Source organism: Arthrobacter sp. NicSoilB8 (genome assembly GCF_019977355.1).
Lineage (GTDB): Bacteria > Actinomycetota > Actinomycetes > Actinomycetales > Micrococcaceae > Arthrobacter.
Window position 1 is genome coordinate 3,950,222 of the sequence record NZ_AP024655.1, and the last position, 26,034, is coordinate 3,976,255.

At 60.3% G+C, this 26,034-nt stretch carries 20 protein-coding genes and 1 pseudogene; 8 read left to right on the forward strand and 13 right to left on the reverse strand.

The window, feature by feature from the left end; all coding sequences use genetic code 11:
- Nucleotides 1–697 precede the first annotated feature (697 nt).
- The 3 genes from LDO15_RS17810 to pdhA are packed head-to-tail and all read right to left on the reverse strand — an operon-like array spanning nt 698 to nt 4,553.
- Nucleotides 698–2,185: a dihydrolipoamide acetyltransferase family protein gene (locus LDO15_RS17810; RefSeq protein WP_223980645.1), complete on the reverse strand. Its 1,488-nt coding sequence runs from the start codon at nt 2,183–2,185 to the stop codon at nt 698–700.
- Between the two features lie 2 nt (nt 2,186–2,187).
- Nucleotides 2,188–3,300: an alpha-ketoacid dehydrogenase subunit beta gene (locus LDO15_RS17815; protein ID WP_223980647.1), complete on the reverse strand. Its 1,113-nt coding sequence runs from the start codon at nt 3,298–3,300 to the stop codon at nt 2,188–2,190.
- Complete coding sequence (gene pdhA, locus LDO15_RS17820) at nt 3,297–4,553, reverse strand: pyruvate dehydrogenase (acetyl-transferring) E1 component subunit alpha (RefSeq protein ID WP_223980650.1); 1,257 nt, start codon at nt 4,551–4,553, stop codon at nt 3,297–3,299. The genes LDO15_RS17815 and pdhA overlap by 4 nt, the downstream gene beginning before the upstream one ends.
- Before the next feature lie 159 nt (nt 4,554–4,712).
- On the opposite strand from pdhA, the gene LDO15_RS17825 reads away from it, so the two are divergent.
- Together LDO15_RS17825 and LDO15_RS17830 are read left to right on the forward strand one after the other, a co-directional pair.
- Nucleotides 4,713–5,177, forward strand: a complete 465-nt coding sequence (locus LDO15_RS17825; protein WP_223980653.1) for an Lrp/AsnC family transcriptional regulator — start codon at nt 4,713–4,715, stop codon at nt 5,175–5,177.
- A 313-nt stretch (nt 5,178–5,490) separates the two neighbouring features.
- The gene (locus tag LDO15_RS17830) at nt 5,491–6,978 is read left to right on the forward strand and encodes a polysaccharide biosynthesis tyrosine autokinase (RefSeq protein WP_223980656.1); all 1,488 of its coding nucleotides are present in this window, start codon (nt 5,491–5,493) and stop codon (nt 6,976–6,978) included.
- Nucleotides 6,979–7,503: 525 nt separating this feature from the next.
- On the opposite strand, the gene LDO15_RS17835 is transcribed toward LDO15_RS17830, so the two are convergent.
- Nucleotides 7,504–8,346, reverse strand: a complete 843-nt coding sequence (locus tag LDO15_RS17835; protein ID WP_223980659.1) for a transposase — start codon at nt 8,344–8,346, stop codon at nt 7,504–7,506.
- A 99-nt stretch (nt 8,347–8,445) separates the two neighbouring features.
- Between LDO15_RS17835 and istA the strand changes: the two are divergent.
- Nucleotides 8,446–10,008 (forward strand): annotated as a pseudogene (istA, locus tag LDO15_RS17840) (IS21 family transposase).
- Entirely contained in the window at nt 10,005–10,751 is a 747-nt protein-coding gene (locus LDO15_RS17845; RefSeq protein WP_276572930.1) for an ATP-binding protein, read from the forward strand. Before istA ends, LDO15_RS17845 begins: the two are co-directional and overlap by 4 nt.
- Before the next feature lie 103 nt (nt 10,752–10,854).
- Here LDO15_RS17845 and LDO15_RS17850 read toward each other — a convergent pair whose 3' ends face one another.
- From LDO15_RS17850 to LDO15_RS17885, 8 genes are all read right to left on the reverse strand, one after another.
- Nucleotides 10,855–11,052: a hypothetical protein gene (locus tag LDO15_RS17850; protein WP_223980662.1), complete on the reverse strand. Its 198-nt coding sequence runs from the start codon at nt 11,050–11,052 to the stop codon at nt 10,855–10,857.
- Nucleotides 11,053–11,286: 234 nt separating this feature from the next.
- Complete coding sequence (locus tag LDO15_RS17855) at nt 11,287–12,576, reverse strand: ISL3 family transposase (protein ID WP_223980665.1); 1,290 nt, start codon at nt 12,574–12,576, stop codon at nt 11,287–11,289.
- 181 nt (nt 12,577–12,757) lie between these two features.
- Entirely contained in the window at nt 12,758–14,014 is a 1,257-nt protein-coding gene (locus LDO15_RS17860) for an oligosaccharide flippase family protein (RefSeq protein ID WP_223980669.1), read from the reverse strand.
- A complete protein-coding gene (locus LDO15_RS17865; protein ID WP_223980672.1) occupies nt 14,004–15,317 on the reverse strand; it encodes an O-antigen ligase family protein in 1,314 nt (437 codons plus the stop codon). The genes LDO15_RS17860 and LDO15_RS17865 overlap by 11 nt, the downstream gene beginning before the upstream one ends.
- An 84-nt stretch (nt 15,318–15,401) precedes the next feature.
- On the reverse strand, nt 15,402–16,550 hold the full coding sequence (locus LDO15_RS17870; RefSeq protein ID WP_223980675.1) for a glycosyltransferase family 4 protein: 1,149 nt from the start codon (nt 16,548–16,550) through the stop codon (nt 15,402–15,404).
- Nucleotides 16,514–17,578, reverse strand: a complete 1,065-nt coding sequence (locus LDO15_RS17875) for a glycosyltransferase (RefSeq protein ID WP_223980679.1) — start codon at nt 17,576–17,578, stop codon at nt 16,514–16,516. The genes LDO15_RS17870 and LDO15_RS17875 overlap by 37 nt, the downstream gene beginning before the upstream one ends.
- Complete coding sequence (locus tag LDO15_RS17880) at nt 17,575–18,681, reverse strand: glycosyltransferase (protein ID WP_223980682.1); 1,107 nt, start codon at nt 18,679–18,681, stop codon at nt 17,575–17,577. Before LDO15_RS17880 ends, LDO15_RS17875 begins: the two co-directional genes overlap by 4 nt.
- Before the next feature lie 9 nt (nt 18,682–18,690).
- On the reverse strand, nt 18,691–19,932 hold the full coding sequence (locus tag LDO15_RS17885) for a glycosyltransferase (protein WP_346655969.1): 1,242 nt from the start codon (nt 19,930–19,932) through the stop codon (nt 18,691–18,693).
- 222 nt (nt 19,933–20,154) lie between these two features.
- Here LDO15_RS17885 and LDO15_RS17890 point away from each other — a divergent pair, with 222 nt between their 5' ends.
- From LDO15_RS17890 to LDO15_RS17905, 4 genes are all read left to right on the forward strand, one after another.
- Nucleotides 20,155–21,603, forward strand: coding sequence for a sugar transferase (locus LDO15_RS17890; RefSeq protein ID WP_223980686.1), 1,449 nt, complete (start codon nt 20,155–20,157; stop codon nt 21,601–21,603).
- Between the two features lie 74 nt (nt 21,604–21,677).
- Nucleotides 21,678–23,564, forward strand: coding sequence for a DUF4012 domain-containing protein (locus LDO15_RS17895; RefSeq protein ID WP_223980689.1), 1,887 nt, complete (start codon nt 21,678–21,680; stop codon nt 23,562–23,564).
- A gap of 168 nt (nt 23,565–23,732) precedes the next feature.
- Nucleotides 23,733–24,341 (forward strand): LPXTG cell wall anchor domain-containing protein, encoded by a 609-nt coding sequence (locus LDO15_RS17900; RefSeq protein WP_223980691.1) that lies wholly within the window; start codon nt 23,733–23,735, stop codon nt 24,339–24,341.
- 298 nt (nt 24,342–24,639) lie between these two features.
- The gene (locus tag LDO15_RS17905; RefSeq protein ID WP_223980694.1) at nt 24,640–25,110 is read left to right on the forward strand and encodes a VanZ family protein; all 471 of its coding nucleotides are present in this window, start codon (nt 24,640–24,642) and stop codon (nt 25,108–25,110) included.
- An 8-nt stretch (nt 25,111–25,118) separates the two neighbouring features.
- On the opposite strand, the gene galU is transcribed toward LDO15_RS17905, so the two are convergent.
- Nucleotides 25,119–26,009 (reverse strand): UTP--glucose-1-phosphate uridylyltransferase GalU, encoded by an 891-nt coding sequence (galU, locus tag LDO15_RS17910; RefSeq protein ID WP_223980697.1) that lies wholly within the window; start codon nt 26,007–26,009, stop codon nt 25,119–25,121.
- Nucleotides 26,010–26,034 lie beyond the last annotated feature (25 nt).

Here is a 26,034-nt window from a genome sequence, read left to right on the forward strand (position 1 = left end):
CGTGAATGACCCTGTTCTATGGGGTGTTGACCTTCAGCCAAGAGCCGCCCAGGAGTATGACCTGACCGTGAACCTACGGAACTGGCACTCTCCACGCCGACCCGTGGAGGGGTACGAAGGTCCCATTGACGCCACCGTTGTGGAGTCTGTCGCGCAGATGATCAATGGCTGCTATGGTCCGGAAGCCAAGATAGCGCTCGTGTCCATGAGCTCAAACCCTGGCGATGACGACTCAACATTGCTTGACCAGCTCAACTCGCGACTGGCCGCGACAGTGAGCACTTTCTATGATTGCTCACCCAGTCAGGTGGAGGCGGTTATCAGCGAGTCCAAGTCCGTGCTTGCTATGCGACTACACGCATGCCTGCTAGGCGTTCGCAACTCCCGTCAGGTAATAGGCCTGGCTTATGACCCCAAAGTGGCACAACAGGGAGAATTACTCGGATTCGCGACCATATCCCTGGATGCTGATTTTGAAAAAAGCGGGGCGCAAAAAATTGCGGCCGCATTCAAATCAAGAAGCCCGTCCAGAACAAACTACCCGGCGCCTGCGGCCCCGTGGTCCAGCCTCGGGGACTAAAGACCAGGCACGTGGCACGCCGATACGCAGGCCCAGCGCCAACCTCTCGTCCGGCGGCTCCGGGAGCAATCCAGCGGATCAGACAAGTGCCGGAGTCGCACCACTAACCGAAAGCGGCTACAAATCCGCCAGCACCGACCCCGGATTCTCGATCGCATCGGCGACGTAGCGGAGGAAGCCGCCGGCCGTGCCGCCGTCGCAGACCCGGTGGTCGAAGGTGAGCGTGAGTTCGGTGACCTTGCGGACCGCGAGCTCCCCGTTGACCACCCAGGGCTTGTCGATGATCCGCCCGACGCCCAGGATGCCGACCTCGGGGTGGTTGATAATCGCGGCGGAGCCGTCCACCCCGAACACGCCGTAGTTGTTCAGCGTGAACGTGCCGCTGCCCAGGTCCGCCGGGGTCGCCTTGCCCTCGCGGACGACCGCGGTGAGCCGGCGGATCTCGCTGTCCAGTTCGCGGGCGCTGAGCTTGTCCGCGTTGCGCACCGAGGGCACCATCAGTCCGCGGTCGGTCTGTGCCGCGAAACCGAGGTTGACGCCGTCGAACGCCACGATCTCCTGGCTGGCTCCACCGGTGGTGTCCTCGGTGGTGACGATCCTGGTGTTGAGCTCGGGGTACTTCTTCAGCCCGGCAGTGACGAACCGGGCGATGAACGCCAGCAGGCCCGGCGTGTTGTGCGGGTCCGACTTCTTCAACGCCGCACGCATCTCCACGAGCGCCGTGGCGTCCACATCCACCCACACCGTGGCTTCGGGGATCTCGGAGCGGCTGCGCGTCATGTTCGCCGCGACGGCCTTCCGCACGCCCCGCACGGCGGTGCGGCCGGTAATGCCGAGCCCGGTGCGGGCATCGGCAGCCCCGGATGCCATGGCGGGGACCGCCGGCACCGCCGGAACCGGCAGGTCGGCAGGCTCTGCTACCGGGGACGCCACCGCAGGGGCCGGGTTGATGGCGGCCTCGACGTCCCGCCGCATGATGAGCCCGCTGGCCCCCGACCCCTGGAGTCCCCCCAAATCGACCCCATGATCGCGCGCCATCCGGCGGACCAGCGGAGAAATAACGGCCCCCAGCTTCCCGGGAACCCGGGTGCGCAGGAGCAACAGGTCATCGGATGCCTTCTCGGCCTCCGACACCCGGGCCACCGGAGCAGCTACCGAGGCAGTCCCCCTAGGTGCCCGGGTCCGCCGGGCAACCCCGTGCCCGCCGGGGGTTCCGTACCCAATGAGGACATTCCCGGACCCGGCTTTCTCCTCCTCGCGGTACACCTCGGCCGCGGCGTCCTCCGTCCCGGCCGGCTCAGCCGCCGGAGTGTCGGCAGGTGCGGCCTCCGGGGCGGCGGTGAGCGCGGCCCCGGAGGCACCGATAGGAGTCACCGAGATCAGCGGCTTGCCGACGTCGAGGGTCTGGCCGGGCTCGCCGTGCAGCACGGCCACGGTGCCGGCGTACGGAGAGGGCACCTCCACCATGGACTTGGCGGTCTCGACCTCGGCGATCGGCTGGTCCACGCGGATCTCGTCACCCACGGCGACGAGCCAGTTGACGAGTTCCGCCTCGGTGAGGCCTTCGCCGAGGTCCGGGAGGAGGAATACTTGCGGTTCGCTCATGGTCAGTCTTCCCACTGGAGGTCGTCAACGGCGTCGAGGATGCGGTCCACGCCGGGCAGGTAGTAGTGCTCGAGTTTCGGTGCCGGGTACGGCACGTCGAAGCCGGTGACGCGGCGGATCGGCGCGGCCAGGTGGTGGAAGCAGCGTTCCTGGACCCGGGCCACGATTTCCGAAGCCACCGAGGCGAAGCCGTGGGCCTCGGCGATGACCACGGCGCGGCCGGTTTTCCGGACCGAGGCGCAGACGGTTTCGTCGTCAAACGGCACGATCGATCGGACGTCGATCACCTCCAGCGAGCGGCCTTCCTCGGCGGCGGCAGCAGCGGCGGCGAGTGCCGTCGGGACGGACGGCCCGTAGGCGATCAGGGTGGCGTCGGTGCCGGGGCGGGCGACGGCGGCGCGGCCCTCGGAGGAAGTGCCCCGTTCGGTGTTCGCGGCGTGCTCGGCGCGCAGCGCGTCCAGGTCCACCTGGTCCTTGGACCAGTACAGCTTCTTGGGCTCCATGAACATGACGGGGTCGTCGGAGTCGATGGCTTCGCGGAGCATCCGGTAGCCGTCGGCCACGGTGGCCGGGGTGAAGACCTTCAGTCCGGCGGTGTGGGCGTAGTAGGCCTCGGAGGAGTCGCAGTGGTGCTCCACTCCCCCGATGCCGCCGGCGTACGGGACCCTGATGACCATGGGCAGCTTCACGGCACCCTTGGTGCGGTTGTGCATCTTGGCGACGTGGCTGACGATCTGTTCGAAGGCCGGGTAGGCGAAGGCGTCGAACTGCATCTCGATGACAGGGCGCATGCCGTTCATCGCCATGCCCACGGCCATGCCCACAATGCCGGATTCGGCCAGCGGGGTGTCGAAGCAGCGGCTCTGCCCGAAGGTCTTGGTCAGGCCGTCCGTGATGCGGAAGACGCCGCCGAGCATGCCGACGTCCTCGCCAAAGACCAGGACGGACTCGTCCGCGTGCATGGCATCGGCCATGGCCGTGTTCAGGGCCTTGGCCAGCGTGATGCTCTGCGGGCCGGTCCTTTCGGCCTCAACTGCAGCCCCGGCGGCCGCGCGGGCGGTGGCGGCGCTGACGTTGCCGTTGGCCTCGGAGGACGTGGTGACGGTGGGGCTCATTTCCCGGCCTCCCTTGCGGTGGATGCGGCTGAAGTGGATGCGGCGTCACGGGCGAGTTCGTCGGCGAGCATGGCGGACTGTTCCTTCAGCTGCGGGGTGGGCGTGGAGAACACGTACTTGAAGAGGTCCTGCGGCTCCACCGGGACCTCTTCGCTGAGGCCTTCGCGCAGCTGCGTGGCAACCGCTTCCGCCTTGTCGGCGATCCTGGATGCACGATCGTCGTCGAGGATGCCGCGGTCCGTCAGGTAGGTCTTCATCCGGCTCAGCGGGTCCTTGGCCACCCATTCGACGACTTCGCTGTCCTGCCGGTAGCGGGTGGCGTCATCGGCGTTGGTGTGCGCCTGCATCCGGTAGGTGTGGGCCTCCACGAGCAGCGGGCCCGAGCCTTCCCGGGCGAGCTTGACGGCACGGCCCAGGACGGCGAGCAGGGCGACGACGTCGTTGCCGTCCACGCGTTCGCCGGCCATGCCGTAGCCGACGGCTTTGTGGGCGAGCGACGGCGCGACGGACTGGTGCGCGAGCGGCACGGAGATGGCGTACTGGTTGTTCTGGACGAAGAAGACCACGGGCAGGTGGAAGACGGCGGCGAAGTTCAGGGCCTCGTGGAAGTCGCCTTCGCTGGTGGCGCCGTCGCCGCACATGGCCAGGACCACGGTGTCCTCGCCGCGTAGCTTGGCGGCGTGGGCCACGCCGACGCCGTGCAGCAGCTGGGTGGTCAGCGGGGTGCACTGGATGCCGACCTTGTGTTTGGCGGGGTCGTAGCCGCCGTGCCAGTCGCCGCGGAACAGGGTCATGGTCTGGACGGGGTCGACGCCGCGGGCCATCACGGCCACGGAGTCGCGGTAGGTGGGGAACATCCAGTCGCCCCCGGCGAGGCACAGGGCCGCGGCGACCTGACAGGCCTCCTGGCCGTGGCTGGAGGGGTAGACGGCCATGCGGCCCTGCCGGACGAGTGCTGAGTTCTGGTCGTTGACGCGGCGGCCGATGACGAGCTGCTCGTAGGCGGCCAGGAGTTCGGCGTCGCTGGGCAGGCTGTATTCGTGCCCGGGCTGAGTGCCCTGCTCTGTGTGGGGGTTCAGCGTGCCGTCGGGCCCGACCATCTGGATCTGGTGGCGGGCGGGGAGCATGTAGTCCTCCACCGTGATGCCGAACTTGCGCACGGCCTCGCTGGCTGCGTCCTTCGGTCCGGCATCCGCCGGTCCCGGCTCCGCTGGAGCGGGCTGGTGCGCAGCGTGGTCTGCGGAGATCGTCATTGGTCCGTCCTTCTGTAGCCACTTATCTTTCCCAGTATGCGGTCAGCCGATGTTTCGTATCCAGCCCCGTCGGAAATCATGGAGAAGTCAACGAATTTGGCCTAATCTGGAAGACGAATCGTAAGTGTGAGCTGGATTACCGGCGGGAGTTGTAGACGAATGGCAGAGCTTGAGCCGGACCAGGCGGCGATGCCGCTGGACGATGTGGACCGGAACATCATTGCGGAGCTGACCCGGGACGGCCGGATGTCCGTGACGCAGGTAGCGGAGAACGTCCACATTTCGCGCGCGCACGCGTACACGCGGATTGCCCGGCTGACCGGAGAAGGCGTCCTGACCAAGTTCACCGCGCTGGTGGATCCGATCAAGGCCGGCCTCAAGTCCTCGGCCTATGTGACGCTAAAAGTGCGCCAGCATTCCTGGCGCGAACTCCGCGAACTCCTGCGCGCCATCCCCGAGGTGCACCATATTGCGCTGGTGGGCGGGGACTTCGACGTCATCCTGCTGGTGCGCGCGGTGGACAACATTGACCTGCGCCGGGTGATCTTTGACCAACTGCAGTCCATGCCCGGGGTCCTGGACACCCAGACATTCCTGGTGTTTGAAGACGTGGATACGCTCTAGCGTGTCTGGTGCTTGAGGATTCAGAAACCGCTGGCGTGCTTGGGGTTTGAGGATTTAGTTACGCGCGGGCGTGCACGAAGAATTTCCAGGGCAAATGCCTGCGACTAAGATGTCACATGCCGTTTCCGAAGGGACGAGAACATAGTCGTCGACTCAGGGCGACTCCGATGAGCATCGCTCCAACTGCCCCGACAGACGGACCGTCTGCAGCAGGCTTAGATGTCACGTTATAATTGCCACTAGCGCACGAATATTGCAGTTCGGGTTGCGTGCCAATCGGCATACGCCAGCTATCACACAGGGGGACCCCGGTTTGGATTTGCACGACTATCTACGCATTCTGCGTCGCAACTGGGTTCTCCTGATTGCATCAGTCCTAGCCGGTCTCATGGCTGCAGGAGCGGCCTCCATCTTGGTGAAGCCAACCTACACCTCTGCCACTCAGCTTTTCGTTGCGATCCAGAGTTCAGGCACCGTAACCGAACTCCAACAAGGCAACACATTTAGCCAGGCGCGCGTTCAGTCTTATGTCAAGACCGTGACCACCCCCGTGATTTTGCAGCCCGCTATCGATGCCCTGGGCCTAACTGAAACCCCTGGGGAACTGGCACCTCGCATCAGGGCAAAATCCGACCCGAACACGGTTTTGATCGATATCGAAGTTGACGATGCATCGCCCGTGCAGGCTGCGGCTATCGCACAGGCAGTGGCCAATAGCCTTATCCGTGGTCTTGACTCGCTGGAACGGCCCAGGGCAGGTGGAACCACTCCGGTAAGCCTCTCGGTTATTACCCCCGCCACTGCTCCGTCCGTACCTTCGGCGCCCAACACGCGCTTGAATCTCATCTTGGGGCTCTTTGCCGGCCTGGTCGTTGGCTTGAGCATCGCCGTGCTGAGAACTGCCCTCGATCACCGTATTCGCGGGGAGGAAGACTTCCGTAAGACTTCAGATGCTCCCATTTTGGGCACAATAGCATTCGATCAGGACGCAATGAAGAAACCGCTCCTGACGCAAACTCTCGCCCAAAGTCCTCGAGCGGAGTCATTTCGGCAACTTCGTACAAACCTTCAGTTCGCTAATATTTCCGGTAAGGCAAAAACTGTTTTGGTAACGTCGTCATTGCCTGGCGAGGGCAAAAGCACGACTGCAACCAATCTTGCTCTTTCCTTAGCTCAGGCCGGCGAGACGGTCTGCTTGATTGACGCTGATCTGCGCAGACCAATGGTTAGTGAATACCTTGGCTTGGAACGAAATGCGGGACTCACAACTGCCCTGGTCGGACAGACCGATGTAATGGATGTTCTCCAGCCTTGGGGCACTGACCAACTGTACGTTCTTGCCTCTGGTCAAATACCTGCCAACCCGAGCGAGCTACTGGGGTCAGATCAGATGGATCGACTCCTGCAGCGTCTGGAAACCTCATTCGATACAATTATTATTGATGCACCGCCACTCCTACCTGTTACGGACGCCGCCGTTTTGGCCCAACACGTCGGAGGAGTTGTGCTTGTGGTTGGAGCGCAGAAGGTCAAGAAAAACGACATTGAGAAGGCATTGAGTGCGCTGGATTTAGTCAAGGCTACTGTTCTCGGCGCCGTATTGAACCGGCTACCGGCCAAGGCCTCCGACGCGTACGAATATGCCTATCACAGCTCCGACAAACCATTCAAACCGAGCGGTTCGTCGCACCTTCGTGAAGGGGATGCATCTCTAGACGTCGGCGTGTGGCAAAGTGATGCCCTTGAAGAGCCTAGCTCGACACGGGCCCCGAGCGTCTTTCCCGGCACTCATCGGCGGTAGCAGCCTGAAGCATTCCCATTCCTTTTCCTCCCTCAGGTGGCGGACCAAACCGTGAGTGTCGGGGCGGAAGGAATATCTGGCGATGCCGCGCATGAGTCAGCGGCGGATTTCGAAGGGCCGCTATTCCTCCTATCGTGCTCCGTTCGGTGTAGGCGCAGGTGGACGGATCACCGAACGACGTCATCACTTTCAAGTGCACGGCAGTTCCTACCGCAATCAAACGCTGTCATGTCTCATGACTTCGTGGACGGTTGATGTCTCAGGGCTTCGTTGACACCTGAGGTGTCGGTGTTTGTCGTGGTTGGGGGTCTGGGTGGATAGCTGGTTCGTTTTCTGCGGGCTCCGGCGGGGTCGGCGGCGATGCCGCAGGGCCGGTAAAGCTTGTTGGTCTCCGGCCGACCTGCGGCGTCCACGAGCACCTTGAGGTCCTCTTTCGCCGCTGGCGCGTCGGCCAAGGAATTGATGCGCAGCAGAAGCCTGAGTTGCTCTTTGACCTTCCATACAGCCTGCAGCTTGCCGGTCGCGTCAGTCGGCGGCGAAGACCTCATCCAGCCGGTGCGCTGCCTCGTCCGAGAGCGTGTCGCCGGCCCGCAGGAGCAGCATGCGGTGGGCCCAAGCCTTGTCCACGCCGCGGCCGCGACGGCCCTTGACCTGCTGGGACAGGTTCTGGCGGGCCTCAGTCATGGCCTGGTTCCCCAGGGAGACCAGATGGAAATGATCGACCGAGACAGCGGTGCTTGGAAGCCACATCCTCAACGCTTTCCGGAACGCCGCCGAGGGGTCGATCGCCACGACCTGCACTCCCAGCCGCCAGGCCAGCGGGCCGGCGAAGAGCCAGTCACCGACGCCCCTGTGGTCCTGGCCATCGACTACGCCCAGGACCTGCCCGGTGTCCAGATCCACGGTGGTGGTCATCCACGGCTCATGCCGGATCCACGATGCCGAGTCAGGGTCCCGGAAATAACGCACGGACCGGAACCTGTGCTCGTCGATCCCCAGCATCCGCGGCCTGAGCTCGTCCACGTCCGGCAGAGTCAGAAGGCATGCCTCGGTCAGCGCGGCGCGAACCATCCACCACGACACCGCGAACGCCGCCGCCGTCTCGGACACGGCCCGCCCGGACCGGATGACCGCATCAACAACCTGGCCCCGAAGCCGGGAGGTGGATCGGGCACGGCGCGGGACCTGGGCAGTGAATCCAAAGAACGAGAGCCGGGCACACTTGGGTTCCTCGCAGTACCAGCGGTACTTGGACCAGAGGACCCCCAACGGGCCGGCCACGGGGATGTCCCGGATCCGCTGGATGAATATTTGCGCTTTTGGGGTCCATCTGTCGTGTGTTTGGGGGCCGGTGGGCAGAGCGCGCATTGGCGGTCTTGGGTGCCGGTAGTGGCGTGCTTGGGGGCCACCAAGTTTAGGCTCCTTCCGTCGTGTGTATAGGGCGCACGGCGGAAGGAGTAATCATCAATGGTACGGAAGATCAGAGCGAAGCTCGTGTTGCAGTTGCGCGCCGAGGGCCTGTCCGGGCGGGCGATCGCGGCATCGCAGGGAATGTCGCGGAAGAGCATCACGGCGGTGCTGGAGGCTGCCGATGCGGCCGGTGTGGTTTGGGACGATATCGCCGACAGCTCGGACCGCGAGGTGTATGCCCGGTTGTTCCCGGGCCGCGGTGAGCATCAAAGCGTGTTCGCGCAGCCGGACTGGGACCAGGTCCACCGGGAGATGGCCCGGGTCGGGGTGACGCTGAAGCTGCTCCATGGCGAGTACGCCGATTCATGCGCCGCCGCCGGTGAGCCGGTGATGGGTTATGACCGGTTCTGCAGGACCTACCAGCGGCATGTGTTGGTAACGGGGGCGGCATCCCGCGTCGGGCACAAAGCCGGGCAGACGGTGGAAGTCGACTGGTCAGGGCCGACGATGCAGTTGGCCGATCCGGTCACGGGCAAGGCCAGGACCGTGTATCTGTTCGTGGCATGCCTGCCTTTCAGCCGGTACGCGTTCGTTGAACCTGCCTTGGACATGAAGCAGGACACCTGGTTGCGGGCCCACGTGGCGATGTTCGAGGCCTTCACGGGCTAGGTGCCGCGGATCGTGCCGGACAATCTGAAGACCGGTGTCATCAAGCATCCCCGCGAGGGCGAGGTCGTGCTCAATGACGCTTACCGCGAGATGGCGGCGTACTATTCGGCGGCGGTGCTGCCCGGACGTGTCAGAGCACCGAAGGATAAGGCGAGCGTGGAAAACACGGTCGCGCACGTCGCTACCTGGATCATCGCCGGGCTGCGCCAGCGGCAGTTCACCTCGTTGCCGGAACTCAGGGCCGCCATCATCGTGCGGGTGGCGGCCTACAATGCGGAGCCGTTCCAGAAGCGGCCCGGGTCCAGGGCCAGCGTGTTCGCAGCCGAGGAGCAGCCGCTGCTGACGGGGTTGCCGGCGGCGGCTTACGAGATCAGCAGGTGGGTCTACGGGCGCCGGGTGGGCCGGAACGGGCACGTGGTCTGGGAGAGAAACTACTACTCGGTGCCCTTTGCCAATATCGGCACCACGGTGGACCTGCGAATCACCGATCGGGTGATTCAGGCCTACCGGGGCACCGAACGGCTGACCAGCCACCTGCTGCTGCCCGAGGGCGCGGCCAACGAGTACCGCACCAACGATGCCGACCTGCCCGCCGGCGAGAGATACCGGCAGTGGGATGCACCTCGGGTGCGGGAGTGGGCCGGACGGATCGGCCCGGCAGCGGTGACCGTGGTCAACCGGATCTTCGAGTCCGTCCCGGTAGACGAGCAGGGCCTGGACGCGGCACTTTCCGTCTTGCGGCTCTCCCGGCGCTACTCGGCCGAACGGGTCGAGGCAGCCTGCCGGCTTGCGTTGGCAGGCCGGGTGCGGTCCCCGCGGTATGCGCATCTGCAGCCGATCCTGGCCACCGAGCAGGACAAGGCCGCCGGGCTCAGGCCACCACGGGATGAACCGGTCGAACACGGCGGATACGTGCGCGGCGCCGAATACTACGCAGGTGGTGCCAAGTGAGCGGGATCGATATCGAAACCAAACGCAAGCTCCGCGAGATGGGTGCCGCCCCGATGCTGGAGGCGCTCGAGGCCCAGGACGAGACGCTCGTACTCGGCATGGCCTTCGAGGAACGGCTCCGGCTGGTCGTGGACGAGGCCCACTCCGGGTTCAACCACGCCAAGATCGAGGGACTGATCCGGCGCGCCGGGCTACGCTACCCGGGCGCGGACCTGCGCCGGCTCGACCTCGTGGACGAGCGTGGCCTGGACCGGAACGTGATCGCCCAACTCGGCACCTGTTCGTTCATAGAACGGCAGCAGAACGTCGTGTTTCAGGGATTCACCGGATCCGGGAAGTCCTACCTGGGGTGCGCCCTGGCCAAGCAGGCTTGCCAGCACCGGATCCGGGCCCACTACGTCCGCATGCCCGACCTTGAGGAAGCCTGGGCGCTGGCGAAGGACAAGCCACAGGGACAAACCAAATTCCTGAACAAGTACGCGGCCTTCACCCTGCTCGTGATCGACGAATGGCTTCTCGACCACCCCGACGAGGGCATGCGCAGCATGCTGCTGGAACTGCTGGAACGCCGGTACGACACAGCATCAACCGTGTTCTGCACCCAGTACGCCAAGAAAGACTGGCACCAGCGGCTCGGCTCCGGGGTCCACGCCGATGCGATCATGGACCGCATCGTGCACAACACCATCTGGGTCGATACTGGCAACCACAACATGCGCCAACACGCCACCATGAAGCACTAAGAAAACGTCGGTGGGGGCCGGTGGCCCCCCACAACCCCGGCCGCTGGCCCCCACCGGCAATATCACTGGCCCCGAAAGGCAATATCGAGTGGCTTCCAAACCTTCAAATACTCAGCTGGAAGCGTCGTTCCTTCCGCCGCGTCGCCACGACACCGCAACTGGGGCAGCCCGGCGGCTGATCCGTTTCGACAATGACCCGGCGCCGGCCGTCGTCCAGAACAGTCGCGGAAATGACACGGTACTCGGGCAGATTGAAGATGCTGGTGGCAGCGTCGGACGCCGCCCCGGTAGGCTCAGTCAAGGCTCGTGGTCCTGTTCCAGGTTGAATGCTTAGACACACTCATCCCAGCAGGGCCACGGGCCCCGTCTTTGTCTACGACACGGATCAATTCCCCATCTTGAAGAGCCCCTTCGCCCCGGTCCCCGCAGCCGGAAGATCCCGCGTTCGCAGTTGAATCCGCCACCAGTTGACCGCGATTGGGCGGAGCAAAGGGGCTCTTCAAGGTTCATGGGGAAATTGATTCCCGGATGAGTGTCATGCCGCCGTCCGGACGGCACTTCTCATGAGAATAATCGATTTGTAGTTCCCTGCGTTGCGGTAGCCGCGGGCGGTGCGTTTGATGTGCTTGATTCCGGTGTTGTTGGCTTCGACCTTGCCGGTGGTGGCGCCGGTGACGATGAGGACTTCGATCTCCTTCCACCACCGCCAGACGGTGCGGTAGAGCCTGTTGGTTTCCGGCCGTCCGGCTGCCTTGACCAGCTCCTCGAGCACCTTCTTGGCCACCGCGGCGTCTTCCAGGGAACCGGTGCGGACCAGTGCCCTGAGCTGTTCCTTGACTTTCCAGACGGCCTCCAAGGTGCCGGTGGGATCGTCCAGGGTGAACACTTCCTCGAGTCGGAGGGCGGCCCTGCAACTGAGGTTGTCGCCGCCTCGCAGCAGGAGCATGCGGTGCGCCCAGGCCTTGTCGATGGCCCGGCCGCGGCGGCCCTTGACCTGTTGGGAGAGGTTCTGCCGAGTCTCGGTCATGGCCTGGTTGGCCAACGAGATCAGGTGGAAATGATCAACCGCGACTGCCGTGCGCGGCAGCCACATCCGCAACGCTTTACGGAACGCCGCCGAGGGGTCGATCGCGACGACCTGCACGGCCAGCCGCCATTCCAGCGGGCGGGCGAACAGCCAGTCCCCGACACCCTTGTGATCGCGGCCGTCGACCACGCCCAGGACCTGACCGGTGTCCAGGTCCACGATGGTTGTCATCCACGGCTCGAACCGTGTCCACGCCTTCGTTCCCGGGTCCTGGAAGTAGCGCACGGACCGGAACCGGTGCTCATCAATGCCCAGCATCCGCGGACTGAGCTTGTCCACATCGGGCAGCCTGAGCAAGCAGGCCTCGGTCACCGCCGCACGAACCAACCACCAGGACACGGCGAAACCGGCAGCCGTCTCGGACACAGCCCTGCCAGAGCGAATGACCGCGTCCACGAGCTGGTCCCGCAGCCGGCCCGTCGAACGGGCACGGCGCGGCACCTGCGGCGTGGATTCAAAGAACGACAGCCGGTCACACGCCACTTCTTCGCAGTACCAGCGGTACTTGGACCAGAGCACCTCCACCGGCCCGGCAACGGGAACATCGCGGAGCCGTTGAAGCCGGCGCTCTTTCCGCCGGGACGCGATCACACCGCAGCTTGGGCAGCCCGGCGGCTGGTCGGTTTCAACGATGACCTGCCGGCGGCCGGCAGTGATGGTGGTGGAAATGACGTGGTAGTCGGGCAGGTTGAAAAGGATGGTGGCAGCGTCGGCTGCGACCCCGGTAGGCTCGATCAAGGCTCGTGGTCCTGTTCCAGGTTGAATGCTTAGACACACTCATCCCAACAGGGCCACGGGCCCCCTTGTCTTCAACGACACGAACTCAATTCCCCATCAACCACGAAGAGCCAGCAAAGGTGATCGCAAACCACGAGACCGCGAATGTCTCCATCGGTCTGCGCCTCGGCAAGCACGCCGTTTAGGTCCGGCTTGGGTCTCCCGCAAGAATCGAGGCGCGCCTGATCTTCACCGTTTCCTTAATTGGCCGGGGACTTGACCCGGACATGAGAAGCGCCACTAACAACGACATAACGAATATCCACTCACTAAATACAACACTCAGAACGAAGACTGCGGCCTCAGAATCGCGCAAAAGATAGCCAATCGCAATCTGAACCAGGAGAGCGAGAAAGTAAAGGCGAGCCAGCAGCCCGTAGCGGGCCGCCGCAAGGAAATATGCGATTAGAACAGTACTTGCGAGAAATAGAGGAAGTTGGAGTGAAATTTGCTCAATGGACGCGACGCTACCTTGCGAGTCAGGGCCAAACATGAGAGGTACGAACCAACGCGCAGTGAGATGTACGGCAGTTGACATCAATGCACCGAAAATCAGGGCCGCAGCAATGCATGCCGCCATAATCTTCATTGAAACGGTCCCGCGGGAAAAACGAGGCAGAAGAAGAGAGCCCAGAAGTTGGGCTGGGATGAACAGGAGCAATAGCACACGCGTCGACAAAGCGACCTCAACAAGATGCGAGCCGCCACCAAAGTTCTGGGCCATAATAATCAAGGCAGACGAATAAGCGTGGACAATCAGCGTGTACGACGCGAGGGCCAGGTACTTAGACTTCGTGGCCTTGAGTGCTCGCCACGGCAAGGGGCCTATAAAGTCTTTGATTCGTACCCCGGCAATGTAGTTTACGTACAGCATCGAGGCCATGGCACCCGCACTGTAAGAAAATGCAATCACACCTATGGGATAACCCAAAAAGACAGATGTCATGCCAGCCACGCAAACAACGACATTGCCGAGCACACGTGACACTGCGAGATTCTTTGCATCGAGCCGGCCAGAGAGAACGTAAGTCGCCGATGCCGCAAAAAAAATCGGCACTAACGAAACCCCGATCGCCACGCTTGAGTCGGTCTGAGAAACGGCGATGGGCACAACCACCAAACTGGCCAGCAGCGCAAACATTACTTGAACGCGCGCCGTCTGAGTCACTACAGCTTCGGCCGATTCCCCGTTAGAGATTCTTCGAACTGCGTCGGTCCCAAGTCCTGCGTCGCCTACCACAGTTGCATACGCAACTATTGACTGGGCAAGCGCGAGGAGAGCCAAGGCTTCTAGGCCAATCTGTCGCGCCAGAACAAAAGAAACCGAAAAAGCCAGCAGTTTTGAAACGATTTCACCGGAGAAAAGAAGGGCCCCGTCACGGACGAACTTACGTCGCATATTCGATTTTCGTCTCTGGTTCCGGAGCGGTTCCAAAGCCACCCTGGCTCAACCTAGATCCCTGAATAGCTCCGTACTTTGCGCACAACCCCCACGCCAAGCCTACAAATATCCATGTTTCAAGAAGCCACAAAACCATGGTCGCAATAGAGAAGAGAATATACGGCAGCAGAAAGACCGCCAATCCATCGAATCTCCGCACTCGCCACAACGCCACCGCAATCGCTAACACAGACAAAACGACAAGACATCCACCAACAATACCGGAATCATACAGAATCTGAATCGGAAGATTCCCGATGTATCCGGGAAGTGAGAGTGCAGCTTGCGTCTCATCAATATGTCTCTGACCGAAGCTGTTCCATCCCAGACCAATCATTCGTTCTGGCGACGACCACCATTCTGCAATGGCCACGTTGCCGACCCGGTTGCGTAGTCCCCCCGTTCCTTCGTCGATGTCGAAGACTCCCATGAACTTGCTGAAGCCCGAGTCACCCCCGCCAAGAAGCAACAGCAACGCCCCCAGACCACCAACCCCAATTGACGCCACCGCCACCCTTCGTGCCGCAGGTTTCAGTATCAAGCAAGCCACTAGGCCCACCAGGTATGCAACGAGCGCCGCTCGCGTATGAGTAGTTAGGATGGCCATTGGTGCGGAAAAGGCTAATGTCAATCTGATCCACTGCGGGACTGCACCCATGGGGTTCGAAACCGCGACCAGAGCCCACAGGCTGAGCAATCCCGCAAGAATGTTAGCCTCCAGAGAGAATACATAGGCCGCATATCCCCCATAAGTTGGATCGACCTGAACACCGAAATTGAAAATCTGTGAGGTTGACCCAAGCCAGAACACAATGGCGAGAACAGAACAACATAACGCCGCTGAACTTCCCCAACGCAGAATCCAATACCAGGAACTTGGCGTCCGAGCTATCCAAACTGCAGTTGTTATGTTGAGAAAGCACCAGATAAGCACTGTCATAGACCGCTGAGGATATGGCGGCACGTTGAGAGATGTCACCACAGCGAAGGCGATCCAAGCCAGCGTGAAGCTCAACGACCATCGAACACCACTCGAAAATCTCTGGGATTTCCTCCCAAGCCCGTCGTGGATGAGTCGCAGTAGCGTCATGGCACCCACAATCATTTCAAGCCTGACGGTCAAACCGGAAATTTCGAATGTAGGTCGTGTGACGAACGCGGCAATAATTATCAACAATGCCATGCGGCGATTCGAAGATATGAAATAGACGGCTGCCATGGCCACGAGAAGAAGTACAAAAATGTTAGTTATATCAGTCATGACAAATCAACTAATATCTCACCCAGGCGATCGTGACAGCAAAAACAATTTGCTCCCGAACTCGAGTCCCTATGACAGCTACCTTTAGTCACTAGCAGCCCCTGAACGCAAGGCGGCTAAGACACCGCTAAGGCTGTTAACTCGATTCTCGAAAGACAATTTGGATGCAACTTCATCCACCGGAGGAAGGTCTGGCTTTAGCTCCCAAGTCCGCCTTTCCACCACCAACGCAGAAGCGATCGCCGCGGCCGGGGCAGCTCCGCGTTCAATCGCGGTCCCACCCACCATCGGAAGCACTTCTGCGGCGCCGCCGTCGCCATATCCTACGCTGCGAATACCGAACGACCACGCCTCTATAGGTACCAAACCAAACGGCTCCGGCTTCGTCGGAAATACTGCCGTTAAATCTACAGCGTCACCGAGTTCCTCCATTGAACGAAGCTCTCCCAAATATGAGATTCGTGAATCCATTGATGCGAGTTGAAGGACATCATCTAATGCCGACTCCTGGCCCGGGAACGGTGCGCCGGCAAGTACTAGGCGCCAGTCCGGGTCGGACATTGACGGTTGGCCGAAGGCCTCTACAACTTCGAGGTGGCCTTTATGGCCATTGACCCTTCCAAAAACTGCAACAGTAAATGTTTGTCTGGCGTTTTCGCTGACTGCCAGAACCGTATCTCTATGATTACGTTGAGCCGGAATGTTAATCACCGGATACGTGACAGAGATTCGAGACTCCCTCACTCCCAACGAACGTAGCCACGCTGATGTGGCCTTACTGCATGTAGTCAAAGGGAACGACCCAACCAACAACATCGCAAAGAACAGTCTGGCTCGACGATCTTCGAGTAACTCGTGAACAGCCACGTAAAATTTCCGGCGGGTCAAACGAAGCAAGGGAACATAGGCAGAAACGGCTAGGGTCCACAGGACTACGACATCTGCAGTCCGCATAGCATGCGGGAGCCTTGGTGATCGCAGTATATGAGTCAAGTTCGAGCGCCGCAAGACGAGCAACTTGGGATGCACGCTTATTTGTACCTCAGAACCTAGACCGGCAACTTCATCATTCAACGGACCTGAGGATGGAACAAGAAGGTGGACCGAATGTCCAAGTGAAATCAGGCACTTGATCTCATGGATCAGCACACGACTCGCACCATAAGTGTCATTGCTTCCATGGACTATTGTGATATTCAATTCTTCTCCGACTCGCGCAAAACAGATGCCCACTTCTCGGTAAAATTGCTTTTACTAAATTTGGCTGAATGCAAGCGATCTGCATCACGATACTTTCGCCAAGTCTCATCATCGAGTAGTTCGATGATTTGTTTGCTGAGCAGGTCGCCATCATCAGCTAAGTCCGAGCTGGGTAGGTGACTCCGGGGTATAACCTCAGGAAGGGCGCCTCTATTTGTATGCACGACTGGCACACCGTTCGCGCTCGCCTCCAGCGCGGGCAAGCAAAATCCTTCATCAACTGAAGAAACCAGAACGCAAAGGGCCTGTCTGTATAGGAGGGTCAACGCCTCATCTTCGACTCCGGAGTGAAGACTTATCCACTGTCGTTCGGGGTCCGAGGAAGCGACACTCGCCCTAAACTGGGCATCATCATTGCCTGGCCGAGTAACAAACACGAGCTTCAGGTCCTTGCCCGATTGAACTCTGGCAGCACGTACAGCCTCGACAGCCAGCGGAAGTCGCTTATGTTGATCTACAGAAGAAACCACGAGTACCGTCTGACTCAGTGGACTCGAAGGAAGTCCCTCCACTGACTGTGCTATTCCCTCCTCCGAATAGGAGGGCCAGGGAACTACACGCACTTGCGCTTTTGGCCATCGGCTCTTTATGCGTCGTTCGCTGTGCTCTGACGGGGTAACAACCAGCCAAGATTTTCGGACTGAAGCCCACATGCAGACCGTGGCATACATCACAAAATAGCGATTGAACATCCGCGGATGGTCCAAAACCATTGTATCGTGCAACACTACGACGGACTTCGCCTTACCAAACGAGATACCTGTATTCGTTGCATGAATTACGATATCAGCATTTAAGCGACTAGATCTAAATGGAATACGAACAAAGTCCCATAAAATCATGTTCAGCAGCCGAAGGACTTTCGTTCTAGGTTCACCTCGTGGGCGTATAGTGTCGACTAATGCGCCTTCTGCAGAAATGGCGGCAGCGATCAATGCTGCACCTCTGCTGGAGCCGCTCCGGCCCCTAACACCTATAAAGTCGTTGAGTACAATCCTCATAACGCACGACCCTTGAAATAGCTTTCATAAAAATTTTCCAGACTACTGGAGAAAGACTCCCAGGAATATTTTCCCGCCAACTTCACAGCAAGTCTGCGCGCCAGCAGGAGGTCTTCCGGTGAGTCAGTCCACATCAATATCTTCGACACGACCTCATTCCGAGCGGCTGACGGCAGGGGATCCGCAAGCACTTGAAGCTCCCAGGGCAAAGGGTCATCCAGAAGGAACTCGGAGGACTCTACAACCTCCTCGACAGAGGTATTCCTATACGCGATCACCGGGCATCCAGAGGCCATGGCCTCTTGGGGCGGCAGCCCCTGACCCTCGTATGCGGTTGGGTAGTACATTGCGACGGCCAACGAATATAAGGCCGAGAGCTCTATATCTGTTAGCGGAGGCACCACAACACTATTTGGAAAGTCCTCCTGGGAAATGCCTCTTCCAGTCACAAGCATGGGTACGTTGCGCGCGGCTAGGCTCTCTGCGATTTCGTCGATCCAGTGGTAGCGCTTCCGCGGATCCGGAGTTCGCAGATCAGCCAGGGCAACGACGAACGGACGTGCAGAGTCAATTCCGGCTTCACTCAACAGGCGGGTTACGAAGGACAGTGATTCACCAGAGGCATCAGCAGTGAACGACTTTGAAATAGGAAGTGAGCAGATCTTAATGCGATTTGGGGAAATGCCAAGCCTAGAAGCGATGCGGCTTTTTGTATATTTTGAATTAGCCAAAATCATGTCGGAACGCCTTGCGTTAGCGAATAACATTCTGGATTTTATGCCAAGTTTCTTATAATCATCTAAATCAAGAGGGATCACATCCTGAATCGAGCAAATCCAAGGACGGTCTTTGACTATCGGCAGGTGATAGACCGAAGTTGAGTGATATGGAACGCCCCTGTCCAGCCGCAACCTCCAAATATCTCGTTGGATAAGGAATGCGTCTGGGGCCTTAAGCGCATAGGGGGTTCGGATGAGCCTCTCGACGGCCACATCTGATAACTCCGTAATTCCGACCGCCATCATGGCAGCATATCTGCCAAGTCCTCGGTCAGAACCTGGTTCCGAAAGAGAGTACTGGTCGAGAAGGATGGTTTGATTCACGGAAAATTCTCACTTTGCTGCCATCGAAGGTTGGGGTTTCCGAGGAAGTACCGTTTTGCTGGTATCCCCATCGCATACGTCTTGCAGAGCGCTCTCGTAGGCCGAGCAAATGGCATCCCAAGTGTATTCTTCCTCTGCTCGGTTCACTGCCGCGATAGAGAGCCAGGACTGCCTAACAGGGTCGTCGAGCAGACCGTGCAAAGTATCTGCGATGTGCTGCGGTGAGGTCTGCACAAAAATGCCGGCCGCTTGAAGAACTTCACGGTTATAAACCGTGTCTCTGGCAACAGTTGGAGCGCCACAAGCCATGGCTTGCACTAGAGCCGGGTTCGTTCCGCCGACGCTGTGACCGTGGAAGTAGGCTCCGGCATGCTGCCACAAAGCTAGGAGGTGCTGGTGGTTGTCCACATGGCCCAGCCACCGGACGTTCGAGTGGTTTTGCGACAGTTCTTGGACAGCCTCGTCGAGCTCGCCACCGTGGCCAGACGACCCTACAATGACAACAGGAATGGTCTTGCGCAGGAGTCCCACCGCGTTGATAAACTCCCTAATCGAATTTTCAGGTACGAATCTCGCGACTAGGAGCACGTAAGAGCGGGATTTGAGGCCCTCAACGGGCTCCAAGGATCCCGGGTTGTCGCCGCCGTAGGGGATCACGTATCCGTCCAGGTCAAACTCGCTCTTCCACCTTGCAGCAATGGCATGCGCATCGTAGATCATTCGTGACCCCCAGCGCGCAGTGGCACGTGCCCCATTCCTGAAAAGAGCCTTGGCAAGCCGGCCCCACTTCGCTCGTTCCCACTCGATACCGTCAACATTAACAAGAGAGGGGATGCCCCGCAGCTTGAGCAGAGGAAGCCAGAACCCATTAGCGACGTTCATTACGAGAACAACGTCTGGCTTTGTTCGGACAACGTTAATGACCGCGGAGAGACCGAAAGTGAGCGTACTAAGGGATTTTGAGTCAATGCCGATGGTTGTAGGCGTCTGAATCCGGGGATCCTTCGAGGCGTCGTCCACTTTCGTGGCTCCGGGACGCCCATAGACAGTGACGTCCCATCCGGAATCTGCAAGATAGGGAGCCAACTTCCTCACGGCAGTTTCGAACCCGCCGTAATAGCTGGGATATCCCCGTGTCCCAATAATCGCAACTGATCGACGCACGCAACCCCCCATTTTTGACACTATTCGAAGGCCCATGTACAGTGCCGCACCTGACGATATCATGCGCGACGCACTAGTCGTGACCATTAACAAGAGCGGAGTATCCCCGTATAGGCACCTTGTTCCGGTCGAGGTAAGGATTGCCCGGGGACACACTCCCTGTTCCGGAACTTTCTCTGGAGCGCCGCTCCTTGCCGTATCAATTGGAAGCTAGCCGACACTTGCACGTTGCGAGACTGTGGAGCAGCAAATTACAGCGACAGGCTTGTCCGGCTGTAACCTGTCGTCTGGCATCTCGCGGCTGGCGATATGGATTTTTTTGGGGGGGCGTTGGTGGATTGGCGGGTAAAGACGGCACGAACACTGCGCTTTGTGGATGGATTCGTGGTCATATGGTCCGTAGCTGGCGCATACGTGATCAGATTCGGAGTAGAACCCAGCTTCGTTGTCTCAGGTGCCGAGCCAAATTACTTCTGGTTTTCAGTAGGATTGTGCGTTGCTTGGTGGCTCATGTTGGAAGCATGGAACAGCAGGAACAGCAGGATTTTGGGTTCGGGGCCCGATGAGTACAAGCGAGTGGCCGCGGCTTCGCTCTGGCTCTTTGGCTTGGTGGCGATATTCTCATACGTCTTCCAGGTCGAAACTGCACGTGGCTATGTAGGGGTTGCACTGCCGGTCGGTCTGCTGGGACTTATCTTGGGACGGTGGCTGCTCAGACAACATCTAAGCGTGAACCGGCAAGGCGGTTCGAGCATGTCGCGGCTGATGCTCCTGGGCGGTCCGAGCGCCGTAGCTCACTTAGCGTCGAGCCTCGTAGCCGCTAAGCACGCAGGATATCTTCCGATTGCCGCGTACACACCCGGAGCGCATGAGAAGCTATCGATTGAACCCGAATCCGGGCTACCTGTCCTTGGTCACGAAGTAGATGCCAAAGCGATTTTGAACGCCATAGACCGGTGCAAGGCTGATGCGGTCGCAGTTTCGGCAGGCGTTCAGTTGAGCCCAAAGACTCTCCGGCACCTAGGGTGGGAACTGGCTGCACGAAACGTTGGACTCATTATGGCCCCTGCGCTGACTGACATCGCAGGTCCGCGTATTCACACCCAGCAAGTGGCCGGCCTTCCTCTCATTCACGTCACAACACCAGCCCTTGACGGCGGGCAGCGTGTGGCCAAGAGGCTTTTCGACATCGTTGTCTCGGCGATCCTAATAGTCCTCTCATCGCCCGTCATGATTGTCGTTGCACTATTGCTCAAGCTCACCGATCCTGGACCGGTACTGTTCAAGCAGCAACGGGTCGGGATTCAAGGAGCGCACTTCGGCATGCTGAAGTTCCGGTCCATGGTTATTGACGCTGAGCAGCGCCTTGTAGAACTTCAACATAAAAACGAGGGCAACGGCGTTCTTTTCAAAATGAAGAGCGACCCTCGGATCACCCCGGTCGGAAGATTCCTTAGAAAATTCAGCCTCGACGAGCTGCCTCAACTCTTCAATATCCTTGCGGGTTCTATGAGCCTCGTGGGCCCGCGTCCGCCTCTCCCGAGCGAAGTTGCAGCCTATGAGAAGGACGTCCGTCGAAGGCTATTGGTGAAGCCCGGCCTGACCGGCCTCTGGCAGGTCAGCGGCCGGTCGAATCTGTCGTGGCAAGACTCAGTGCGCCTTGATCTCTATTACGTCGAAAACTGGTCCCTGGCAGGCGACCTACTCATCATCCTGAAAACCGCTAGGGCTGTTTTCCGCAGCACGGGCGCGTACTAGAAAATCGGCATTTTGACCACTGGCCCCTCGCGGGTCTTATCCCTATGCCCCGTCGGGGAAGGACACCCTGCTTCATGACTGAACCCAACTTCAAGGAACCGGAGGAAGGTGAGCAGCGCCATCGGGTTGATTCACCTGCGCATCCAGCGCGCCGCCGTCGCCGTCGCCGTTACGTCATTTCTGGCGCCTGCCTAGTCATCACTGCGGCACTGTTGGTTGGTGTCGTGACTTGGTTGGGTACACGAGCCACTATCATCAAGGATCAACTTGAGGCCGCCGCACAACTCATCCCCGCACTTAAAGACGATATCGCGGGAGGCAGACCACAGGAGGCCCAAGAAACGTCGGATAGCCTACGGTCCCATGCGGCCGCCGCCCGCAATGCTGCGGAAGATCCGCTGTGGACCTTAGCGGCGTCGCTTCCCTGGATCGGTACAAATTTCAGCGCCGTCGCAGAAGTGGCTCGATCAGCAGACGACGTTGCCGCTTTGGGCGTTGCCCCTTTAGTGCAGGTTTTCGATTCCCTCGACTGGGACAGCCTCCTCCCCAGCCCCACGGGGACGAACCTGGAACCCCTGCGAGCGGCTTCCCCTAGCGTTTCGTCCGCTGCGCACGCCGTGCGGGCATCGGCCGAGCGGCTGGACGGAATCGACGCCAGAAATCTGTGGCCTCAGGTGGCTGAGCCTTTGGCGCGCGCCAGGGAGCAACTCCAAACAGTGACGGGTGCGCTGGATGCATCCGCGAATGCAGCCCAAATCGTCCCTGGAATGTTGGGGGCTGATGGGAAGCGGGACTACTTGCTCATGATCCAGAACAATTCAGAGGCTCGCGCCTCAGGCGGCATTCCCGGGGCACTAGCAATACTGACGCTGGACAAAGGCAAGCTGACACTTGGTAGACAAAGCAGTGCTGGAGATGTCGGCATCATGTCACCAGTGTTGCCCGTGGATGAGGAACAACAACAGATCTATTCCGAACGACTCGGCAAGTACATGCAAGACGTCAACCTGACCCCTGACTTCCCCACCGCCGCAGCCACCGCGCAGGCCATGTGGGAAAGGAAGACCGGACAGCACGTGGACGGCGTACTCTCCCTGGACCCGGTAGCGCTGGGCTATATCCTCGACGCGACCGGGCCGGTCAAGATCACCAGCCCGGAGCTCCTGTCCCGCGCAAAAGATAGATTGCCTACAGAGCTGAATGGCAAGAACGTGGTCCCAACTCTGCTGTCCGATGTCTATGCCAAAATTGCGTCGCCAACAGATCAGGATGCCTACTTTGCGGGCGTTGCCAAGGAAATCTTCGGAGCGATGTCCAGCGGCAAGGGTGAAGCCAAAGGCCTGATCAGAGGCATCACGCGAGGAGCGGCGGAGAGCCGAGTCCTCGTTTGGTCCGCCGCGGCTACGGAACAGAACATCATCGCGAACTATCCACTCAGCGGATCAATCACAGGCAAGAGCGTCACACCCGCGCAGTTCGGTGTCTACTTCAACGATGGCACCGGGGCCAAAATGGACTACTACGTCAAGCGGACCGTACAGCTCGTGAAGGAATGCACCAGTGACGGCTACGGGCAGGTCAAGGTCCGCATCACGAGCACCAACACGGCACCCTTAGACGCTGCGACGTCGCTGCCGGCCTACGTCACCGCCGGAGGTATCTTCGGCGTGCCGGCCGGGACAGTCCAGACCAATGTGATTGCCTATGGTCCTGTCCAGGCCAACGTGGAAACAGCCACAGTGGACGGCACAAAGACCGACTTCGCCGCCCACCGCCACGCCGATAGGCCCGTGGGAACCGTCACCGTCGCCCTGGCCCCGGGCCAGAGCAGCACGGTAGAGCTGGCCTTCGGCAAAATCGTCCAGCACACGGAACCTAACGTAGTTGTCACACCCAGCGTTCAAGCCGTCAAAGATGTTGTCATACCCACGAAGCCGGCTGAATGCGTTCCCGGCAAGTAGACACCGCGTTAACAGTATGTAAAGCGACTTGATTCACTTTGGTGGCACTCGTTTTAGATGCTAGTCTCTGCATGGGCTTATCAAATGAGATTTCAATCCGCGGCCGCTCGGGGGGCCGGAAGTCTCCACAATCGCGTGACACAGGAATTTACGGTCTCAGGGGGACACATGAAAAAAACACTTGCAACAATCACACTCGCGGGCTCCATCGCGCTCATCGGCGCATTTCCGGCCGTGGCAGCCGATCACTACCCGGCACCGCCCGCAAACGCCGCCGTTTCTGACGGCGTTGTTGGCCCGGGCGCGGATTTCGTTTTCCGCGGCAAGGGCTTTAAAGCCGGCGAGGGGCTCATCATCAAGGTCACACCCGGGACCAAGCCTGCATCGACGGGCGCAAGCGTCAACGGCCGCGGCATGAGCGTTACCGGCAAGATCATCCTGCCGCTGGCACCGCAGCAGCTCTCCGCCCGTGCAGACGCCAGTGGCGCCTTCGCCCTCCCGCTCAGCATCAGCGAGCCGGGCGTCTACACGATCACCGCGACCGGTTTGGAGTCTGGCATTACCGCCACCTCGAGCGTCACCGTGGCAGGCGCCGCAGTAGCGCCCGCCTCCACGACCACCTCGACCTCCACCTCCGCTTCCACGAGCGGACTGGCCAACACCGGCGCTGACTCCAACCTCATGATCTGGTCATTGGTTGGCGGAGGCGCACTGGCAGCCGGCATCACCTCTGTTGTGGTGGTTCGCCGCCGCGCCAAGGCCGACGTCGCAGTCTAAGCAGTAAATGACAAGCACGAAGGGTGGGGGTCTCCGGTATTCCGGAGACCCCCACCCTTTGCATTGTTGCACGGAGCGGCGCGGACCCTGTTTCCTGATGAACTGTGGTTAGGATGTGCTGTGGTAGAGACTTCGGCTATGGGGAGACATTGGCGCACAAGAACACGGCGACGGCAGCCGCACTTTTCCGTGCCGTTGCCAACGCCGCGGGCACTCCCCTACATCCTTTTAGTGCTCCTGGCGGCTGCCGCCTTCGGAACAGCGGCCTTGGCCGTCCTGAAGACCTCCTAGGGCTGGTTTGAGGACGCTGGAACGGCCCCGGGTCTGGCAAGGTGTCCTGGGCGGAGCATTTATCCTGCTGGCGCTTATCGGTTTTTGGCCCAGTCCCGTGGACCGGCCCGTCCAAGGCGAAATTGCCCGGACCCTGCTTTGGCTCCATTCGCACGGAATTCCTCGCTGGATCAACTACGCGTTTGTAGAAGCCACCGCAAACGTCGTGCTCTTTATTCCCGTGGGCATCGCGGCCACCTTGGCTTTCCCGAATAGGAAATGGTGGCAAAACGCGGCCCTGGGGATGCTGGCGTCCGCCTGCATGGAACTCGGTCAGCTATTGTTCCTCAGCAGCCGATTCGCCAGCCCGCTGGATATTATTACCAACACCGCAGGCTGCGTGGCAGGCACCCTGATGGCAGCCGCCACAATCAGATCCGTAAATGACCAACAGGCCCGGCGCCTGTCAGCGCCGGGCCTGCCGGAGTCTCGAGCTTAGATTGCGGTTTAGTTCACGAATTCCTTCAGCCAGGACTTGAGCTCCTCGCCGAATTCCACCCGCTCTGAGGCGATGGAAATGACCGCCTTCAGGTAGCTGAGCTTGTCCCCGGTGTCATACCGGCGCCCGCGGAAAACCACGCCGTAGACGCCGCCGCCCTCGCAGTCGGAGACGGCCAGGGTCTGGAGGGCATCCGTCAGCTGGATCTCCCCGCCGCGGCCCGGTTCCGTTTCCTCCAGGACGTCGAAGATTTCGGGGTGAAGAACGTACCGCCCGATCACGGCGAGGTTGGAGGGGGCGTCTGCCACCGCAGGCTTTTCCACGAGGCGGTTCACGCGGAAGTAGTCCTCGCCTTCCACGGCGGAAATATCGGCACAGCCGTAGGCGCTGATCTGGGACGGATCCACCTCGATCAGGGCGACTACCGAGCCGCCGGTTCTGGCCTGGACCTCGATCATGGTGCTGAGAAGCTCGTCGCGGTCGTCGATCAGGTCATCACCCAGCAGGACGGCGAAGGGCTCGTCTCCCACGTGCTGGCGGGCGCACAGGACGGCATGGCCCAGGCCCTTGGGGTCGCCTTGGCGGACATAGTGCAAGGGGCCCAGGTTGGACGCGTGCTGTATTGCCTCCAAGCGGCTCAGATCGCCCTTGAGCTCCAGCGTCCGCTCCAGGGCCGGAGCGCGGTCAAAGTGGTCCTCCAGCGCCCGCTTGTTGCGCCCTGTGATCATCAGCAAGTCCGTAAGACCTGCGTTGACGGCCTCTTCCACTACATACTGGATGGCCGGCTGGTCAACCACCGGCAGCATTTCTTTCGGCATTGCCTTGGTGGCGGGCAGGAATCGTGTCCCCAGTCCGGCAGCAGGAATGACGGCTTTTCTTATTGGTTTCCCCAAAGTCATAGCTGAACCATACAAATCAATGGAG

What these genes read in the sequence shown, in the direction of transcription:
- pdhA (WP_223980650.1), bottom strand. Translation starts at nt 4,553, where the DNA reads ATGACGATCTCCGCAGACCACGCTGCGCACCAGCCCGCTCCAGCGGAG.
- LDO15_RS17810 (WP_223980645.1), bottom strand. Translation starts at nt 2,185, where the DNA reads ATGAGCGAACCGCAAGTATTCCTCCTCCCGGACCTCGGCGAAGGCCTC.
- LDO15_RS17815 (WP_223980647.1), bottom strand. Translation starts at nt 3,300, where the DNA reads ATGAGCCCCACCGTCACCACGTCCTCCGAGGCCAACGGCAACGTCAGC.
- LDO15_RS17860 (WP_223980669.1), bottom strand. Translation starts at nt 14,014, where the DNA reads ATGCGACGTAAGTTCGTCCGTGACGGGGCCCTTCTTTTCTCCGGTGAA.
- LDO15_RS17890 (WP_223980686.1), top strand. Translation starts at nt 20,155, where the DNA reads ATGGATTTTTTTGGGGGGGCGTTGGTGGATTGGCGGGTAAAGACGGCA.
- LDO15_RS17825 (WP_223980653.1), top strand. Translation starts at nt 4,713, where the DNA reads ATGGCAGAGCTTGAGCCGGACCAGGCGGCGATGCCGCTGGACGATGTG.
- LDO15_RS17865 (WP_223980672.1), bottom strand. Translation starts at nt 15,317, where the DNA reads ATGACTGATATAACTAACATTTTTGTACTTCTTCTCGTGGCCATGGCA.
- LDO15_RS17900 (WP_223980691.1), top strand. Translation starts at nt 23,733, where the DNA reads ATGAAAAAAACACTTGCAACAATCACACTCGCGGGCTCCATCGCGCTC.
- LDO15_RS17885 (WP_346655969.1), bottom strand. Translation starts at nt 19,932, where the DNA reads ATGGTCACGACTAGTGCGTCGCGCATGATATCGTCAGGTGCGGCACTG.
- galU (WP_223980697.1), bottom strand. Translation starts at nt 26,009, where the DNA reads ATGACTTTGGGGAAACCAATAAGAAAAGCCGTCATTCCTGCTGCCGGA.
- LDO15_RS17835 (WP_223980659.1), bottom strand. Translation starts at nt 8,346, where the DNA reads ATGCGCGCTCTGCCCACCGGCCCCCAAACACACGACAGATGGACCCCA.
- LDO15_RS17875 (WP_223980679.1), bottom strand. Translation starts at nt 17,578, where the DNA reads ATGAGGATTGTACTCAACGACTTTATAGGTGTTAGGGGCCGGAGCGGC.
- LDO15_RS17895 (WP_223980689.1), top strand. Translation starts at nt 21,678, where the DNA reads ATGACTGAACCCAACTTCAAGGAACCGGAGGAAGGTGAGCAGCGCCAT.